Source organism: Legionella oakridgensis ATCC 33761 = DSM 21215 (assembly GCF_000512355.1).
Taxonomy (GTDB): domain Bacteria; phylum Pseudomonadota; class Gammaproteobacteria; order Legionellales; family Legionellaceae; genus Legionella_A; species Legionella_A oakridgensis.
In genome coordinates this window covers 558754-576299 of sequence record NZ_CP004006.1, presented here as the reverse complement: position 1 = coordinate 576299, position 17546 = coordinate 558754, and the positions used below count along the sequence as shown (strand labels likewise).

Sequence of the window (17546 nt, the reverse complement as noted above, 5' to 3'; positions counted from 1 at the left end):
TTCGATAACTATTATTTTTTCTTGAGAAAGCGTCTTACTAATATTCAGTTTTCTAGCAATATCAGATTGGCTCAGGCCATGCCATATTAGAGAGATCTAAAATTATGTTTATTGCGGATGAATAAAATAATTTCCTCTAATTCTAATTCTTTGCTCTGTGCAGGACAAAATTTAGATGGTTTTTGAGGATTTAGAGGTGAAGCAAAGGTAACTCGCTGATTAAATTCAAATAATTTATACTTCATTTCGCGAAAAAGGAGGTATAAATGAAGAACATCAGCGAGTTAAAGGGCATATTAGGTCAACATTTAGGTTGGCACAAGGCTCGAATTAATTTTTTTGCGCGAGCTTTAATTGGTTTTTTGCTGGCCCGGAGCATTAATTTTAAAGAGATTTCGGTTTTTATGCCTTCATTGGCGTTGATTGAATCACGCTATAAAAGGATTCAGCGGTTTTTTCGCGACTTTGAGATTGATTTTGATTTTATAGCCCGCTGGTTATTTTTATTGTTCTTTCATTCCTCAGATAAACTCTATTTATCCATTGACCGAACCAATTGGTTTTGGGGTCGAAGCAAAATCAATATATTCATGCTATCCATTTGTTATGAAGGTATTGCAATCCCTATCTATTGGCGTTTGCTTCCTAAAGCGGGCCATTCGACGGGTAGGGAACAAATTGCATTATTAAAGCGGTTTATCCAGCAATTTGGTACTCATCCGATTGAAGCGGTTCTTGCCGATAGGGAGTTTCCCAACAAAACGTTTATATCCTGGCTTCAAGAGCACAATATACCCTTTTATATGAGAATCAAGCATGACACGGCTGTCAAAATCCGGGCCAAAAAATATAAATCCGCCGGTGAAATCTTTGCAGGATTAAGTCCAAGAGTACATCATGTCTTTCATATGCGCCTGACTTTGTTTCAGCATCAACTCTATCTTGCCGCCAGTAAAAACGAACGCAATGAATTGATGATTATCGTGACTAATGCCAACCCTAAAGTTGCTCTAGCTACCTACTTAAGACGGTGGGAAATCGAATGTCTTTTTCAAGCCTTTAAACAGAGGGGATTTCAGTTTGAGTCAACGCAGGTTACTCATTCTGCACGATTAGAAAAAATGCTCGCTTTTATGGCTATTGCCTTTGCCTGGGCTCATAAAACCGGGGAGTGGCAGGCAATTAAACGGCCAATTAAGTGGACAGCCATTAAAAAACAACTAAGGCCAAGAACCAGCTTTTTCAAATATGGTCTCGATTTTATTCGCGATAAACTCAGCTCTTTTGGTTGCAAAATTGCCGAATTTAGAAAAATTATCCAACATCTTATTCCTCTTAATTTCATAACAGGCGCTGCTTCATGAAATTTTGTCCTGCACAGAGAATTCTTTGGTTGTTTTTTGTTTAGCTAATTTTTTGGTTTTTTGTACTATATATAATAAAGGATTTTTCTACTCCTGGAATCCCACACTTTCTTGCTATTTTACTTACAGAGCCTAAGCCTATGTCTATTTTTGAAATAAGGAATATTATTATTGCCTGCATACAGGGTATTTTGAGATGTAATTAATTTCATAGAGAGAGGTATCAATCTTACCTATAATCACATCAAGAATTCCATCATGAATCTTCACAAATTATTAATACTTTCTAGATCTATTACCCTATCAGCCATCTGAATAGTTTCCAAGCGGTGAGCAATTATAACTTGGGTAATCCTTAAAGATTTTAAGGAATTATTGATATTTTTTTCGTTTACTATATCCAAATGACTTGTTGCTTCATCTAAAAATAATATTTTAGGCTTTTTATATAATGCTCTAGCCAATAATATTTTTTGTTTCTGCCCTCCCGATAGAGTTGATCCCATATCACCAATCAAAGTTTCATATCCCATTGGTAATTTACATATTATATCGTGCACAAAGGATAGTTTTGCCACATTGTAAACTCTTTCTATATCAATATTTTCATCAAAAAAAGTAATGTTATCTAATATTGAACCACTCATTAGCGAATCTTCTTGCATTACACAAGCTGTTAGACATCTATAATTTCTTAATCCAAAATCTTTAATAGATATACCATCAATAAAAATTTCACCTTCCGTTTTATCAAGCAATCCCATCATAATTTTTAAAAATGTAGATTTACCACATCCAGAAGGACCAATAATCGCAACCTTTTCACCAGCTTCTATATTTAAACTAATATTATTTAAAATATATTTATCATTTAGAGTATATCTAAAAGAAATATTTTTTACAGATAATGCTCCTTTTATTTGTTCAATATTACCAAAACCTGTATCAATAACTTCTGGTTGTTGAAATAATATGTCACTCAACCGTCTTAACTGAATTGAAATTAATTTATAATCAAATATATTTTGAATAAATGAAGATGCCTTATTAACCAAGGAGAGACGATAAGAAAGAAAAGCAATTAGCATTCCTACGGAAAATTTATTTACTAAAACGAGATATGCACCAATACATATCACAAAAATATGCTCTATATTAAACAAAAATTGATTTATAATGTTATAGATAACATTAATCTTAGCTACTCTAATATCTGCATTTAAAAAATTAATATATGAGTTTCTCCAAGCATTAAATCTGATATGCTCTTTCAAGAAGGATTTGATAGGAATTATGCATTGCAAAGTTTCAAGAAATATTGATGCAGATTTGGCATATTGAAATATCGATGATTCTGTCTGTTTTTTTACAACATGATAAGTCGTATATCTTATAGTAAAGTAGATAAACAAAGTAAAAATTACTACCATTGTTAACATCTTATTATAAATAAACATTACTGTTATGTTAATGATGACCATTAACCCATCTAAGACAGTATTGACAAAGTCTGTGCTAATTTTTTTCTGAATTTGATCGATAGAATTAAATTTTGATTGAATATCCCCTTTATGTCTTTTTTCAAAAAAATCCAAAGGTAGTTTTAAAATATATTTAACCACGTTTGAAGAAAATTTTTCAGTTAAGTTCTTCGTTAAATATATTATCATATTACCTCGAATATATTCCGTATAAATTTGAACAAATATTAATATAATAAAAGCTATTGAGATAACGTACAAATTACTTACATCGTTGGAAATAATTACATTATCTGTTATATATTGTATGAATAAAGGATTTAATAAGCTTAAGACTTCAATAGATAATGAAAGTAAAATTAAGAAAATAAAAAATTTATTTATACCACTAACTTTTTTAAATAATTCATATAAATTGAATTTATTTTTATTTTTAATTTTCCTAAAATTTATTGATCTTTCAACTTCCAAGACAATGCCAGTAAATAATTTAGAGACCTCCTCCATATTACAATACCTAACTCCAATTGCTGGATCGTGAATTATAATAGAGTTTTTTTTTAACTTTCTTCAAAACAACAAAATGATTCATATTCCAATGTAATATTGCAGGGCACCTAATCATATGAAATTCATCTAATGGTACTTTCAATGCTCGTACTATAAATCCCAAATCTTCAAATAAATACTTTAATTCTAACAAAGTAATACCTCTATTAGATATTTTTTTAATTTTTCTAATCGCTTGTAGATCAAGATCATGCCCCCAAAAATTACTTATCATCACGAGACATGCATAACCGCATTCTGCAATTTCATCCTGAAGAATAATTGGTAGTTTATAACTTCTTTCAAAACAAATCTTTTTATTAAAGTTCATAAAAATAGCGTTCCATAATAGCTATATAAAGGGTCTAATACCCATTGCCAAATTTTTTTCTTTTGACCAACTATAACTGCTGATATTGTCATTCCATGCTGCAATTTTTTTTCTTTCCCATATATCATGACATATTGTTTATCCAATTTTGCTATAATTTTATAATAAGGCTCTCCAATTAATATTGGTTTTTCTTCTTCATTATCCATCATAATGCTTTGGCTAATTTCTTTTACCGTAGCTTTATAGCTCCCAAAACGCTCATACGGATAAGCATCATATCTAATAATAATTTTATTATCTTTATTCAAGAAACCTGATTTTTTTATTGGAATAAATAATTCAGCCACCAGGTCAGAATTACAAGGAGCTATCTTTAATAACGGCTTATGTATATCTACATATTGTCCGTTTTTATACATAACACTAGAAATAATACCATCTATTGGGGAATAAATTACATACGAGTCTTTTTGTTTATGTTTAATGATATCCATATCAATAATATTTTTCTTATTTTTAAGCTCTACTAGCTCTGATTTATTTTTATTGTATACAGTCAATGATAAATATTTTTCTGTAATAATTTTTCTAATTCATACAGATATTGCGTTTTATATTTAATCTCATTTTCAATAGATATTTTTCTTTTTTCCAAGAATTTAAATATCTTATTATCTTCCTTTTTATGTATGCCAATATACGAGGTATCAATTAAAAATAGTTTATCTCCCTTTCTTACTTTATCTTCGTTATGAAAATAGCTTTTAATAATTATTCCTTTGGTTTTAGGGTAAACGTTAACAACCGCTTCAGTTGAATTAAGATATCCTAACACATTAAATTTTTCTGAAAATTCAGCGAAAATAAAAAACAAAGCTACCAATATTACTATGACTGTAATCCCAATAGATATAGTCATATATTTTGGAGGAGTATTGATATAGATATATCCATGATTTTGATTTTTTTTATTTTCAATTACTTCTTTTCTAAATAAATTAATCTCTTCCATAATAGATATTTCGACAATTATTTAAAAATGATTGCTATCATTAAAATAAAAAATTTAAAATATATTATAGATATATTTGATATTATCAATTTTGGACAGATCTTAGCCATTTATTCCAAGAATCTATATTTTTATCTCCAAAATCTCTTCCGCTAACTTTCTTTAAGATTTCATAAGAAATATCATGATTATTAGGTTGTTTAAGTCGCAATAATGCCAATAATTTATTACCACCATTTTTTATAATGATATTCTTTTTTGAAAAAGGTGATAATATTGCTTTTGAGAGTATATACAATGCCTTATTTCTATCAGTATTTTCCGGGGAATCTAGTAAATCTAAAAATGGTATCATATTAATATGATATATTTTTGCTTTAGACATAGTAGAAGCAATAACTCGCATAACATTATTTCTAACAATATTATTGTTATCATTAATATGGGGTAATAACAAACTAATAATTTCTTCTGGGTCATTAAAATGACCTATCAAAAAGGCAGCAGCAGCTCGCCTTTCCGAATTATGATCTTTATTTAAAGTATCAATAATTAGTTTTTTTTCTTTGATTGCACCATCATTAAAAATTTTCAAATAAGGCTTTAATTTAACGTGATTGAATCCACTAATACAGTGATAAACAGGACATGTCATATTTTTTATATTTAATTTATTATTTATGATTAATATTATTTCAATATTTCTAAAAATAATCATTTGATTTATTAAATCATCTTTTTTATTATTATCATTTTTAACATTAATTTCTGATGTGACAAATCGAAGCCTATCTGGTTGATTTTTATTAACAACTTCTATAGTAGTGTATTTATTATTACTTCCAGGATATAAAACCGTACTAAAATTTACATATAAAAAACCACCTTCTTTTTTTATTTCCTCAATTAATTTATTCTTTTTTTCTATAACTTTACCCATTGAAAAATCCAAATCATTATTCTGTAATTTTTTTTTAATTTTTTCTTGAAATAACGATTCAATTTCACCAACTCTTTTTGAGTATTTTTTTAATATTATCTCTGACAAAGCAGAATCATCTCCATATAAATCAACTATACTTGATGCTGGTAAGTCAATAGAAAATACCAAAAAAAATGTCAGTATAAATATTTTTATCATAATGTCTCTACGATTTTTTTATTTGTGTACTATTTAAATCAACATGATTCTTAATATTTTGATTAACTATATGTCTAACTTCATGTTTATATATTTTAATTTCGTGCCTAAATTCATGTTGGTTCCAAACAAAATTCCTGGATCTATTAATAATAAAATTAATGAAAATATCTAACATTCTGAAATTTGAGTTATATTCTTCTATCCATAAGAATTGACCTTGTTCATTTACTTCAAGAAATATATATTTATCATCATGAGTAACAATAAAGTCAAATGAGCCAAAAATTATTCCAATCCTTCGCATAAATTCTCGTATTTTATTCGATATATCATGAGGTAGATTATAGGGCTCGATATTCATTTTTCCTTCAGGTATTGCCCTCCAATCAATTCTACCTTCTGGATGAATTTGGGAATTTAATTTTGCAGCAATAATATAGTCACCAAAACAAGTAATTCTTAGTTCATATTTTTTCTTGATTTCTCTTTGAAATATTCCAGGCAAAAGTTGCAATAATTTATTATTGGGGAGATCTAAAAAAGTTATTTTTGATGTGTATGCAATCTTAACTTGCTTTTCTTCAAACCAAAAATTTGAACATAATGGTTTATATATAACCCCATCTTTTTCATGTTTTAATAGGAAATAACGGATATCATTTGGATCATTCGAACAAAGTGTAGTTGGAATTAACATTCCACACTGACTAGCAATTCTTAATTGTAATAATTTAGAATTTGCTCTAATTGATGCTTCTTTAGCATTAATCCACCAGGCATTAGGCGCTATATTATTAGTTAGTGATTCATAAAATAAATTATTTTCTCTTATAGCAAATTTATAATCTTCTGGATGTATAATTTTCTCTGGTAAATAGGGTTTCCGTACACGTCGCCACCATACGACATCATAATCATGATCTAAAATAGTGCCATGTTTATCCGTGCTCTTCCATTGATAACTATCATTATCAATAAAAACTGAATTTTTCTGTTTAGTTGGCTGATCAGCAGTAAACAAAAGCCTTACATGATGCCCTATTTTTTCTAAGGCAATTTTTACAATAACAGCATGAGTATCATCAGGCTCAGTTAAAATTAGAAATTTCATTTTTTCCATTTTAGACAATATCTATTAATTATTTTTTAACTTTTTAGGGCTCTTTTAGAGCCCATATATTTCTAATATATGCTCACCAATCAACACTTTGATCATATACAACATCCACACCTTGACCGCTCCCACCCGTTCCTTTAACCGTCTCTGAATGAGTCATTTGAGATGCACCTCCAGATACTTTAGATAATTCATTATTATCTATTATTCTCGCCAGAGTATATGCTAAAACACGAACGTTATTGTCTTCCATTTCAACCTCCTATTTTTATTAAAAATATAACATAAAATTCTTTTAATTTTTATGAAGTTATTTTCTTTATATTTCCCATAAATTTTTTATTAAAAAAAATAACAACTATTTATGTTGCATTTTATAAATAAATTTTGATTATATTATTCTCACTATTCGCCAAAAAAAATAAACAAAAGATGAACTAAATTAATTGCTGGTTTTCCCTGAAGAAATTCTTTACCTTTATAGGCATTTAGTAAAGTTGCTATTGATATATCCAACATTAAAGCAAGATCAATTAAGTTTAATTTGCTATATTTTAATAATACTTCAAGCAAGATTTTCTGTTTGGTTCTACAACTAAATTCATATCGAACCAATGGTTTTTGAAATTCTATGATACATTCCATGTTAAAAATTCCTCAAAGATGGCTGTGACTTTTTAATTCTTTTAGTTTTAGTCTTCAGAATACTTTATTTTATTTAGTATCCGTTTATAATTTTATAAAATCATAAACGGATTTTTAAAGCATTTCAATACTATTAAATATTTTATTTGATGATTTTTAAATGCAATGTTATTTTATTATATAAAAATATAATTTATGGAATAAAATATGCTTTTAATAAATATTATTGGTGCTGGCCATCTAGGAAAAACAATCGGACGTCTATTGGTAAAAAACAAATTAGTTAAAGTTGGTGCCATTTTTAATACATCTATTGAAAGTTCTATCTCCGCAATTGAATTTATTGGTGAAGGTAAATATTGTACTTCACTTGATGAATTACCTGCCGCGAATATTACTTTCATAACAACGCCTGATGATGCTATATCTTCTACATGCGAAACTCTAGTTACAAACAGATTTATTGAAAAAGATAGTATAGTTATGCATTGTAGTGGTTCTCTTACCTCAGATGCCTTAACTTCAATTAAGAAGAGAGGATGCTACATAGCAAGTGCACATCCAATGAGAAGTTTTGCTAAACCTAAATTAAGCGTTGAACAGTATAGCGGCACATATTGTGCTCTAGAGGGAGATAGTGAGGCTCTATCTGTAATAGCTCCACTTTTTACTTCTATAGGATCAATTACTTATCGAATTAATAGAAATAAAAAATCTTTATATCATGCAGCAGGTGTTTTTGCTTCGAACTATTTAGTCACACTTTCACAACAAGCCCTTGCTTGTCTAAAGGATGCAGATGTCGAAGATGCAATGGCAATGCAAATAATTACTAATATAATGAGAAGAACGGTTTTTAGTCTTGAGCAAACTTTATCCCCAAGACAATCATTAACGGGGCCGATACAAAGAGGTGACATCTCCACAATTAAAAAACATATGGATTCATTTCCAGACAGAACCCGAAAAAAACTATATTCTGAGCTAGGAGAAGCAACTCTTCCCTTAACAACTCATGATCAAAATAAAACTGAAGCAATTAGAATCGCTCTCAAAAGTATCCAACATAGAGACACATATTATGTAACAAGGGTAAATGAAACAACTCAATACACAGCAAACCCTTTTTTTACTTCCATGAGATTAACCGGTTACAGAATTGATAATAAAAAATCTTTATACCAGGCAGCAGGTGTTTTCGCTTCGAACTATTTAGTCACACTTTCACAACAAGCTCTTGTTTGTCTAAAAGATGCGGGCGTCGAAGATATAATGGCAATGCATATAATTACTAATATAATGAGAGGAACCGTTTCTAATCTTGAGCAAACTTTATCCCCAAGACAATCATTAACGGGGCCAATACAAAGAGGTGACATCTCCACAATTAAAAAACATATGGATTCATTTCCAGACAGAACCCGAAAAAAACTATATTCTGAGCTTGGAGAAGCAACTCTTCCCTTAACAACTCATGATCAAAATAAAACTGAAGCAATTAAAATGGCTCTCAAACTCGAAGAAGAGGACATATTATATATGTCCTACTCATTTTTTTAATCATTTAAAGGATGAATTAACTTGAAGATGCTCTGCTTCCTTTTGACGAAAAGGAATAAATTTCATAAACTTAGATCTAATATTTCCAGAAAGTTGTTTTTTATATTTTTTTGCATCAAGTCCTTCTCTAAATCCTACTCTATATCCTAAATCATGAGCATCTTCACTTTTTAATTTTTTTATCATTTCTCTAGAAGAGGAAATATATTTTTCTGAATATCGGTATTCTCTTCCAGAAGAATCCCTAAGTAGAATTGTTCCATTTCTATCTATCTCTAGTACTCGTAAATTCTTCTTGCGCTCTTTTATGATATACTCTAGACGAGTAATTGTAACTGCATCTTGAGGGCTTAATCCCACCATTGCATTTGGATCAGATAACAATTCTTCTGGAGTATATTTTGGAAAAGCATTTTTTCCAACTAACTGCATGACACATATTTCATGTCCATGCGATTTACTATAAATTATATCCTCTAATCTTAGTGTATATTTTGGCTCTATTTTATTAACTAAATTACCTACATAGCTTATAACATTATTAGCTTTTACCTTCATACAATTAATCTCCTCATTCCTTAATTTCAAAATCTTCTATTAAAAGACTAATCCTTTATATTTTTTCATCATAATTGTAAATAAATGGATTGTAATTTACTCCATAATCAAATACATCGCTTTTTTCCCATTCTTTTATTTTAGAAGCAACGATGGAAACTAATGGAGCAGCAAATAAAGCAAATAATAATTTATAATACCAAACACTAAAGATAATTTTCCAAATTTCTATTGGACTTTTTAAACCTAGATACAGTGTGGTGTATGCAACAAAACAGAGTACAAACTCACTAATTGAGCTAGATAAAATAGTTCTTATCCAAAAACGCTTACCATTCATCCAAATCTTAATCTTTGACATAAGAAATGCATTAGTAAACATTCCACTTGAAACTGACATGCAGCTCGTAATATTAGTCCTAATTATATGCTTGAAAGCCTCATTATAGTGAAAATTATTTAAATCATTTTCTGGACTTGGGAAATTAACTGCTAATGTAATTACTATCCCAAAAATGAACTGGCAAATAAGAGCATTCCAAATCAATTTTCTTGATATTTGATAGCCATAAATATCTGCTATTAAATCTCCCAATGCAAATACTATTGGAATAATTAAACCACTTACAGGTACATTCGCTCCAAATAATGTAGTCATTCTAAATGCTGTTATATCACATGCAATAAAAATAGTGATAAATAACATCATAAAAAAATATATATAATTATAATGGTTGTAATCTCTGGGGCGAATATGAGAGGGTTGAAATTCTTGTATTCCTTTATTTTTCATTTTCTCTATCTATATGACTCAATTGATTTAATAACTACTCCTAGAATTTTAAAATATTCGTAGTGTTTCATTTCTCCAAACCCAGGATTGATTGGTTTAAAGTAGTAATCATTTCCATCTATAAACAATTGCCTAAATACGGGAATATCTTCCCCAGCTCCTAGGCAACATAACACATAATCTCCTTCAATTGGTTTAAGATCTGGGTCTATTATAACAATAGAGTTATTTTGAAATGCAGGAGCCAAGGCTTCGCTATTAATAGATATTCCAAATACATTTTTTCCAGTTATCCCTGCAGCCCCAATAAATTTTGATACTTTTGCCTTACTTCTATCTTTTGATATTTCTTCAATAGAATAGACAGAAATATGAACAAGATCTCCCATTCTCTTTTTATTTTGATAGCTTAAACTAGACATATCCTGATAAAGAAATGAATCCATATCAACTCTAAAAAATTCAAGTAACGGCTCAATAGAAGATAAAGTAGGGTTACTTCCATCTTTTCGTAGACGAGATAAAGTTGCAGGAGGGACACCAGTTTCAATGGATAAGTTTTTAATATCTAGAGAGTGCTGCGCAAGCAAATAATCTAGATTTTTTCTAAGAAATATATTCTTCTTTCCTCTTTTAAGAATCATGACATTTTAATTAACTATAAATTTGTTCAAAATTAACATAATATGATTTTAAAATCAATTAAATTACCATATATGAAATTATAAACTATTTTATGTTATAAAAATAATATCTGTTTAACTAAACTGTTTAAATTACATTTGTTATCAATTACATTGAACTGCATAAAAATGCAATATCTTATTTGTAATAAATAGAACACCACACATTTTATTTAGGCAGTTTTCCTCATCCCCAATACCACTTCATTAAAAAACACATCCGCATGGCAAGTATTTTCTTTGGGAATACCAAGTTTCGCGGCTTCCTCTAAATCACCAGGAAATTGGCTAACTACGCGGATGTCAGAAACCGCTGTACTGGTTAATTGTCCTTTGATCAAATGGTTTAGCAACGACATGGTGGAATGAGGGTTGAGACTACGATTGTCTGCCATGGTTTTAAATAATTGGTAGCGATAGGATAAGCACAGAAATACATTAGGAGCTATTTCAATAGGCTCCCTGCTTTCTCGCACGCTTAAATCAAGAGGGGTATAAAACCTTATGTCTGGGTTTTGCCTTCTTAAAAGCCTAAGGATTTTTAAAACATTCAACTCGTTGGTATTGGATATCAAATAAACAGGCTCAGTACGGGCTTGCTCGAATAACGCGGGGAAACGAGAAGCCCTCGTCTCATCCATGTCAATCATTGCATTCCAGGCATTTTCCAGTAATGACAAGGCAAACTCTCTTGAATACGACTCCCCCTCATTTAACCCAATCATCATTTCCTGTTCAGCCTCAACGTCTTGAAGGAATGGAAAAATTCTTAGTAAATTTTGTAAAAACTGCTCAGTATCAATAGCACCCAACCTATAGGGCTGAATAAGCTTTCTGTCATTCCTACTGTATTGATACATCACCCAAGCATAATTTGACCAGGATTTAAAGAAGGTAGGACAAGAATTAAAACACCCTGCAGAATACCGATTGCACAATTGCGCAAAGGCATCGACGCTTTTACTAATTGGATGCAGGGTATGAATGGAAGATAAGTTAACTATAAGTGGCATGACTGATCAAATCTCTATATTTATTTCTCATACGACACTGAAATCTTTTAAGACCCCTTAGTGGGAGGAGAGCTGCCACTTTGAAACTTCTTGTAAATAGTGAATTTGTCCAGAAGGGTCAAGCTTTCCATTTTCCATCGCTTCTTCCATCGTATAATCACTATACATCTCAGCATGTTTGTCTAACATCTCTGCTTCGGGTGTTGCTCTCCCATTAGGCGCTCCTGGCAAAGGTTTTGGTATACCTCCAAAAAAGGTAAATCTTTGCTGATAATTAATTTCATCGGAATATACAGAATTTTTTACATCGGCTGAATATCCATACTCAAGCGCTTCATGATTTTTAATGGAACCATCGGGGCGAGTACTGATATCAATGACACGAGGATCCCAAGCGTCCACTTCCCAGTAAGAATAATCCTTTTCATCTTTTAATTGGATTTTTATTTCCAGATAAACATGATCATATTTAACAGAGCGAACAATACGAATTCTTGCAAATGCACCCTTGAGTTCCAAGGCTTTACCAATTTCTACGAGAAGAAAATCTGCTAATTCATGACAATGACCTAAACCAACATGTGCAAGCAAATCATGCCTGTACATGTATTCATGCTCTCTGGTATCTATCAATGAAGCGCGAACATTGGCAAAGAAATAATGATTTTCTTTAATTTCTCGGTGAAATTTTTTATATCCGCTGATTTGATTATTGATTGTTATTGTATTTCTAGTATACAAAATAGCTTCAGTACATAGTTTAACAAATTGTTCTCTTGATAATAACGGCATAGTAATTCACAAAAAATCATTTAGGCATTTATGGAATTAAGACTGCTCAAAACTAATAGATACATGGCATTTTCTACAATACAAGATCAAAATGGAATATATTTTAACAACAAAGATTTAAAATAAGCAATAATCATGGATAGGATTTTATTGAACCTTTCGCTTCCTATTTAATGATCGTTTAAATGGATGGAATTAGCCGCTGGATTAATACAACGAGTTGAACGATTAATGAAAAATTTTATCAAGCACCCAGGCAACGAATGCACTCTTGAGAGTGCATTCATTCAATATGTTCCTACAGAGGCACTGAATTATAGTTTTTATTAAATTTAATGTACTATATGCTCCTTAATTGATCTTGAAAACGTGAAAATGAGCATTGATATTTTAAAACACGCATTAAAAAAAGCGTATACCGAATATTATGGAAAACCTTACGACAACCGCCCCCTTCCTGTACTAAAAGCAAGTTATCGCCATCATCATGGTATTCTCCACGCCATAGGATGCATGGAACTTATTCCGAAAATTCACAAACTATATTGCTCCCATGTTTATAACTATGAACATACGATAGCGGAATTGGCTAACGCTTTTAAAATCTCATCTGAAGACCTTCTTACTTTAATTCAAGCAACAGCGCTATTTCATGACTCAGGGCGTCAAGGCGATGGAATTGATTATTGGGATAAGGAAAGTAGTGATAATCTTTATAATTTCTTAATCACGCAAAATATTGCACCCGAATTAGCTCAATTATTAAAATTAGCAATACAATATAAAGATAATCAAGCAGCATTTATCGCTGAATCTTCCCAAATACCAAAACTTGCGCACCTGACAGCGACTAATATCAATGCTGATTATGTACGGCAGTTAGTCAATATGGCAGACACCCTCGAAGTCATTCGGGTACGCCGTGTATTTGATTATCATCATTTACCAATTATGCAACTTCCTGAAGAAGTATTGCTACAATCGGCCTCTTTATCAGACGAGGTAGATGCCTTAGTTATCTCTGTGGCACGTAGAATTCATAAAGAAAATCGGGCTTATTATTTGAACCCACAGGTGATGCGCAAAGATAATACTTATTTTGATATTACCTATAATGAGCAAAAAATTGCAGGCTCACAAGATGCTGTTTTCAAAGAGTTTTGCGCTAATAACCCCTATGGGTTTACTCTGGATTCAGCGTCATTGAAACCAGGCAAACATGAGCAACAACCCACTAATTCTTCATTTTATTTAAATTGCCTGACTGCTCTTGCTGGCATAACAGCAATGGCAGCGGGATTGGTCGTGCTCCTCATGAGTATAAGTACCATGGGTGGAGCAGCTTTAATAATAGGCGGCGCAGCTCTTTGTGCTTATAGTTTCTTTTCTAAACCGAGCATAAAACAGGCTCAAGAGAGTGCTTTGCAAGAGGTAGAGCACAGGACTGGACAAAAAGATTTTGCCCTTAACCTATGACCATAGCTGATTCATTTTCAGTGACTCTCAAATTAATGGCATACATTTTTCATTATCTTCTATACTTACCACGTTAATAAACAGGGAATGTTTCTCCATGCGCCATATCGTTATTTTAAACTTCCACCAATTGATGTCGTTTTAATTTCTCATAATCATTATGATCATATGGACATACCTACCTTGAAACATTTGGATAAAACATTTCATCCTCTGTTCGTTGTCCATTTAGGCAATAAAGTTTTACTAAATGCATATGACATCAAACATGTTGTGTAAATGGATTGGTGGTAGTCCATTAACATTAAAAATGCCAAAGTGACCTTTTTACCAGCCCATCATAGCTCACAACGTTGGTTACATGATTACAATTGGACACTTAATATTAGGAAACCAGAAAAGCATGAGCATCCATTGGGGAACTTTTCAGTTAAGTGCAGAATCCATTACCCAGCCAATAAAAGATTTAAGACTTGCACGCACAAAGGCTCACGTGTCAGAGAAAAAGTTTTTCGTAGTGCGTGAAGGCCAACCTTTTTACATTGGCATACATTAACATGATGCCCATGGCTTCTACCATCCAAATCCCCGCTCTGCGCTGAAATTATCCTACTTATTGAATATAAACAAAGAAATCAGAATTAGTTGGAAAATTATTTATGAACGACACCTAACAATTTTTATTTTTTGTTGTAAATCATATGCAATATGTGTTAAAAATGCACTCCGATCAATAATGTACAAGCTGTAGTTCTTACTATTAATTAAGGAGATATTATGCCTCAGTTATATACTGATATAGGCCCCATGCTGCTTCAATACAAAAATGCAAATGCCATTGGCCGACAAGCCATGTTGCTTGATGCAATGGCAGAAGTAGAAAAACTATCTGGCGTGGTAAAAAGTAAAGATGATGCAAAAGAGCATTACAAAAAATTAGCGTATGCCGCCACTTTAATCAATTATGCTGATGTATTACGACGCATGGAAAATCAGCAGTATTTTGATATCTTGTTTGATTTCTATAAGATGGATTTGGATGAAGAATTACAAGAATGGTTTGAATTTGGTAATCCAGGCCAAATGAGATTAACCCATCCAATCAGCGAGTATACGCCTGAAATTTGGCAACAATTTCGTGCGGCACAAAAAGCACATCTTATAAAAACCAATAAAACTCATCTATTTGATTTAGATCAGCTGGATATCTTAAATCCTCCTGCAACGCAATTATACCCAATTCAAATTCAAATGCTTGGTAAGCTTGAAAATGAAGCAGTCGATAGAATATGCGCCGATGCCCAAGGACGAATTCGTTTTGCAAAAAGATTTGGTTTATATCTTTTACCTGGCGGCGGGATGGTAGAAATAACCAACTCTGCAAGAATTGATGAGCTCAAGCACAAAATGCTGGAAGAGCATTTAGAAGAAGAACATGCCAATCTTCATATTAAAGCCGCTGAACTCTATGATCAATTAGATAAAGAAGCATTTAATGCAGCATTACTAAGAGCCTTTGAAAGTAAACAAGCTAAATCATTAGCTCCTGAATTTCAGGACTGGTTGAAGCAACAAATAGATGAAGAGGGAAATAATAGCGTTCGCCTGCAAGCCATTGTTGCTGAACTTGATCACCAAATAGAAGTAATCAAGGCAGTAGAACCATCAAGCAGAGAAGAACAAGGCAGAAAACAAGCCATGCTTAAATCGCTTGTAGAACTACGTGCCATTGTTCAGGTACAAACGTTTGAATTAACCCCATTATTCGAAGAAGCTTTTGCTTACGTAAAAGAAAACACAAAACATGTGGATATTCAACAGTATCTGGATACTCGCGCATTAGGTGGTTCACAATTGTCTCACAGCTTTATCATGACTGGCATGCCATTGGAAGATTGGTTTAAAGCGAAATTTAATGGTGTAGAAGGTGAGTTTGGTGATGATATTGCAGGCTCTGAAATTGAGCGCTTAACACTCCTTGAGGGACTGGAGCAATTTAGAAAAGTTAAATTCTCCCATTTATTGATTGGATTAGCGAATTATGACGAATGTTTAGATAATGGAACATTGCTTGTAGAAAATATTTGGAATGTTGAGCAATTTGAAAATGCACGAACAGCCATTCATACAGAAGCATCTAATCTGTTAAAAACACATGGAGAGTTATTACCAGAAATTCAAGCTTTATTAACCAAGGCAGTTTCTGGTTTACAAGATAAGAAAAAGCAAGAAGAAATTCGCGATCATATGACTGCTTTTTTGAGAACGGTTGAATACGCTAATGATTCACAAGCAGTACATACTGCTTATGTTCAATTTGCTCAACATTGTCGTGAAACATTAGATGGAAAGCATCCTAATATACTGAAAACCATATTGACCATTGCAGCAGTATCTGTTGCTACTGTATTAGCAGGAGCTGTTGGTTTTGGCATTGGTTTTGCTTTAGGCCTATGGACAGGTCCAGGAGCGTTTTTTACGGGCGTGATGGCAGGTAGCGCAGCCGCTTCACTCACTCTCGCCGCTGCAGGAACCGTTGGAGTTACGGCAGGAGTACTAACTGGATATAGTCTTTTCAAGCCCAAAGCTGACGTTTCTGCAGTGAAACAAACGTTAGATGTTGTAGAAGATACTTTTGATAGAATGGATTCTCTTGCTATCTAATCCATTAAATGTTGGGTCATTTGACCCAACATTATTATACTTTAACCATTCACTGGGAAAGAATTATTTTCCGCATTGCGATAATCTGGGAAAGAGCAGTGCGTATGCGCAATTTTCCAAACTCCATCTTCTTGTTCAGCAATAAGCGTACCTCGTAAATGCTCAAAGGTATGTTGGGTACCATCAATGATTATATGAGCATTGCAAATTGCTGCAGACCAAAAAGCATCTTGCAAAGTAGGTACAAATTTTATGATTTTAATCTCACCGTGCTCGGACTGACTCCAATCTCTGAGCAATTGCATTTCGATTTCCTTTAAGCCTTCACGATACTCATCAAGCCGTCATTCCGCAGTAGAAA

The 17546-nt window shown here is 32.0% G+C and carries 19 protein-coding genes; 5 read left to right on the top strand and 14 right to left on the bottom strand.

The genetic code is table 11. From position 1 onward, the window contains the following. The first annotated feature begins 266 nt into the window (after window positions 1–266). The gene (locus tag LOA_RS02845; protein ID WP_025385058.1) at window positions 267–1364 is read left to right on the top strand and encodes an IS4 family transposase; all 1098 of its coding nucleotides are present in this window, start codon (window positions 267–269) and stop codon (window positions 1362–1364) included. A 266-nt stretch (window positions 1365–1630) separates the two neighbouring features. Here LOA_RS02845 and LOA_RS02840 read toward each other — a convergent pair whose 3' ends face one another. The 8 genes from LOA_RS02840 to LOA_RS02815 form a co-directional block, all read right to left on the bottom strand. Then, window positions 1631–3316, bottom strand: coding sequence for a peptidase domain-containing ABC transporter (locus LOA_RS02840; RefSeq protein WP_158423009.1), 1686 nt, complete (start codon window positions 3314–3316; stop codon window positions 1631–1633). A 46-nt stretch (window positions 3317–3362) separates the two neighbouring features. Continuing rightward, window positions 3363–3725, bottom strand: coding sequence for a cysteine peptidase family C39 domain-containing protein (locus tag LOA_RS13585; RefSeq protein ID WP_052335870.1), 363 nt, complete (start codon window positions 3723–3725; stop codon window positions 3363–3365). Continuing rightward, window positions 3722–4288, bottom strand: coding sequence for a beta-barrel domain-containing protein (locus LOA_RS02835; protein ID WP_025385057.1), 567 nt, complete (start codon window positions 4286–4288; stop codon window positions 3722–3724). The genes LOA_RS13585 and LOA_RS02835 overlap by 4 nt, the downstream gene beginning before the upstream one ends. Continuing rightward, on the bottom strand, window positions 4285–4740 hold the full coding sequence (locus tag LOA_RS02830) for a hypothetical protein (protein ID WP_025385056.1): 456 nt from the start codon (window positions 4738–4740) through the stop codon (window positions 4285–4287). Before LOA_RS02830 ends, LOA_RS02835 begins: the two co-directional genes overlap by 4 nt. A gap of 85 nt (window positions 4741–4825) precedes the next feature. Beyond that, the gene (locus tag LOA_RS02825) at window positions 4826–5881 is read right to left on the bottom strand and encodes a hypothetical protein (RefSeq protein ID WP_025385055.1); all 1056 of its coding nucleotides are present in this window, start codon (window positions 5879–5881) and stop codon (window positions 4826–4828) included. 7 nt (window positions 5882–5888) lie between these two features. Then, window positions 5889–6995 carry an MvdC/MvdD family ATP grasp protein gene (locus LOA_RS02820; RefSeq protein ID WP_025385054.1) on the bottom strand — a complete coding sequence of 369 codons (1107 nt, stop codon included), beginning with the start codon at window positions 6993–6995 and terminating at the stop codon, window positions 5889–5891. A gap of 82 nt (window positions 6996–7077) precedes the next feature. Next, complete coding sequence (locus tag LOA_RS14625) at window positions 7078–7254, bottom strand: hypothetical protein (RefSeq protein WP_155831610.1); 177 nt, start codon at window positions 7252–7254, stop codon at window positions 7078–7080. A 152-nt stretch (window positions 7255–7406) separates the two neighbouring features. Continuing rightward, window positions 7407–7646, bottom strand: a complete 240-nt coding sequence (locus tag LOA_RS02815; protein WP_025385053.1) for a hypothetical protein — start codon at window positions 7644–7646, stop codon at window positions 7407–7409. A 207-nt stretch (window positions 7647–7853) separates the two neighbouring features. Here LOA_RS02815 and LOA_RS13580 point away from each other — a divergent pair, with 207 nt between their 5' ends. Next, window positions 7854–9206, top strand: a complete 1353-nt coding sequence (locus tag LOA_RS13580) for a Rossmann-like and DUF2520 domain-containing protein (protein ID WP_025385052.1) — start codon at window positions 7854–7856, stop codon at window positions 9204–9206. Here LOA_RS13580 and LOA_RS02805 read toward each other — a convergent pair whose 3' ends face one another. The 5 genes from LOA_RS02805 to LOA_RS02785 form a co-directional block, all read right to left on the bottom strand. Further along, window positions 9207–9764 carry a hypothetical protein gene (locus tag LOA_RS02805; RefSeq protein WP_025385051.1) on the bottom strand — a complete coding sequence of 186 codons (558 nt, stop codon included), beginning with the start codon at window positions 9762–9764 and terminating at the stop codon, window positions 9207–9209. 55 nt (window positions 9765–9819) lie between these two features. After that, complete coding sequence (locus LOA_RS02800; RefSeq protein WP_025385050.1) at window positions 9820–10557, bottom strand: VUT family protein; 738 nt, start codon at window positions 10555–10557, stop codon at window positions 9820–9822. Between the two features lie 5 nt (window positions 10558–10562). Further along, window positions 10563–11201: a LexA family transcriptional regulator gene (locus LOA_RS02795; RefSeq protein WP_025385049.1), complete on the bottom strand. Its 639-nt coding sequence runs from the start codon at window positions 11199–11201 to the stop codon at window positions 10563–10565. 212 nt (window positions 11202–11413) lie between these two features. Next, the gene (locus tag LOA_RS02790) at window positions 11414–12253 is read right to left on the bottom strand and encodes a hypothetical protein (protein WP_025385048.1); all 840 of its coding nucleotides are present in this window, start codon (window positions 12251–12253) and stop codon (window positions 11414–11416) included. Between the two features lie 57 nt (window positions 12254–12310). Next, entirely contained in the window at window positions 12311–13045 is a 735-nt protein-coding gene (locus tag LOA_RS02785) for a hypothetical protein (RefSeq protein ID WP_025385047.1), read from the bottom strand. Between the two features lie 375 nt (window positions 13046–13420). Between LOA_RS02785 and LOA_RS02780 the strand changes: the two genes are divergently transcribed. The 3 genes from LOA_RS02780 (at window position 13421) to LOA_RS02770 (ending at window position 17185) form a co-directional block, all read left to right on the top strand. Further along, window positions 13421–14521 carry a SidE phosphodiesterase domain-containing protein gene (locus tag LOA_RS02780; RefSeq protein ID WP_025385046.1) on the top strand — a complete coding sequence of 367 codons (1101 nt, stop codon included), beginning with the start codon at window positions 13421–13423 and terminating at the stop codon, window positions 14519–14521. 87 nt (window positions 14522–14608) lie between these two features. Beyond that, window positions 14609–14800: an MBL fold metallo-hydrolase gene (locus tag LOA_RS16140; protein WP_025385045.1), complete on the top strand. Its 192-nt coding sequence runs from the start codon at window positions 14609–14611 to the stop codon at window positions 14798–14800. A gap of 498 nt (window positions 14801–15298) precedes the next feature. Beyond that, the gene (locus LOA_RS02770; RefSeq protein WP_025385044.1) at window positions 15299–17185 is read left to right on the top strand and encodes a hypothetical protein; all 1887 of its coding nucleotides are present in this window, start codon (window positions 15299–15301) and stop codon (window positions 17183–17185) included. A 41-nt stretch (window positions 17186–17226) separates the two neighbouring features. Here the strand turns inward: LOA_RS02770 and LOA_RS02765 are convergent, their stop codons facing one another. Next, a complete protein-coding gene (locus LOA_RS02765; RefSeq protein WP_025385043.1) occupies window positions 17227–17490 on the bottom strand; it encodes a nuclear transport factor 2 family protein in 264 nt (87 codons plus the stop codon). Window positions 17491–17546: the final 56 nt, after the last annotated feature.

What these genes read in the sequence shown, in the direction of transcription:
- LOA_RS02845 (WP_025385058.1), top strand. Translation starts at nt 267, where the DNA reads ATGAAGAACATCAGCGAGTTAAAGGGCATATTAGGTCAACATTTAGGT.
- LOA_RS13585 (WP_052335870.1), bottom strand. Translation starts at nt 3,725, where the DNA reads ATGAACTTTAATAAAAAGATTTGTTTTGAAAGAAGTTATAAACTACCA.
- LOA_RS02830 (WP_025385056.1), bottom strand. Translation starts at nt 4,740, where the DNA reads ATGGAAGAGATTAATTTATTTAGAAAAGAAGTAATTGAAAATAAAAAA.
- LOA_RS02825 (WP_025385055.1), bottom strand. Translation starts at nt 5,881, where the DNA reads ATGATAAAAATATTTATACTGACATTTTTTTTGGTATTTTCTATTGAC.
- LOA_RS02820 (WP_025385054.1), bottom strand. Translation starts at nt 6,995, where the DNA reads ATGAAATTTCTAATTTTAACTGAGCCTGATGATACTCATGCTGTTATT.
- LOA_RS14625 (WP_155831610.1), bottom strand. Translation starts at nt 7,254, where the DNA reads ATGGAAGACAATAACGTTCGTGTTTTAGCATATACTCTGGCGAGAATA.
- LOA_RS02815 (WP_025385053.1), bottom strand. Translation starts at nt 7,646, where the DNA reads ATGGAATGTATCATAGAATTTCAAAAACCATTGGTTCGATATGAATTT.
- LOA_RS13580 (WP_025385052.1), top strand. Translation starts at nt 7,854, where the DNA reads ATGCTTTTAATAAATATTATTGGTGCTGGCCATCTAGGAAAAACAATC.
- LOA_RS02805 (WP_025385051.1), bottom strand. Translation starts at nt 9,764, where the DNA reads ATGAAGGTAAAAGCTAATAATGTTATAAGCTATGTAGGTAATTTAGTT.
- LOA_RS02800 (WP_025385050.1), bottom strand. Translation starts at nt 10,557, where the DNA reads ATGAAAAATAAAGGAATACAAGAATTTCAACCCTCTCATATTCGCCCC.
- LOA_RS02795 (WP_025385049.1), bottom strand. Translation starts at nt 11,201, where the DNA reads ATGATTCTTAAAAGAGGAAAGAAGAATATATTTCTTAGAAAAAATCTA.
- LOA_RS02790 (WP_025385048.1), bottom strand. Translation starts at nt 12,253, where the DNA reads ATGCCACTTATAGTTAACTTATCTTCCATTCATACCCTGCATCCAATT.
- LOA_RS02785 (WP_025385047.1), bottom strand. Translation starts at nt 13,045, where the DNA reads ATGCCGTTATTATCAAGAGAACAATTTGTTAAACTATGTACTGAAGCT.
- LOA_RS02780 (WP_025385046.1), top strand. Translation starts at nt 13,421, where the DNA reads ATGAGCATTGATATTTTAAAACACGCATTAAAAAAAGCGTATACCGAA.
- LOA_RS16140 (WP_025385045.1), top strand. Translation starts at nt 14,609, where the DNA reads ATGTTTCTCCATGCGCCATATCGTTATTTTAAACTTCCACCAATTGAT.
- LOA_RS02770 (WP_025385044.1), top strand. Translation starts at nt 15,299, where the DNA reads ATGCCTCAGTTATATACTGATATAGGCCCCATGCTGCTTCAATACAAA.
- LOA_RS02765 (WP_025385043.1), bottom strand. Translation starts at nt 17,490, where the DNA reads ATGCAATTGCTCAGAGATTGGAGTCAGTCCGAGCACGGTGAGATTAAA.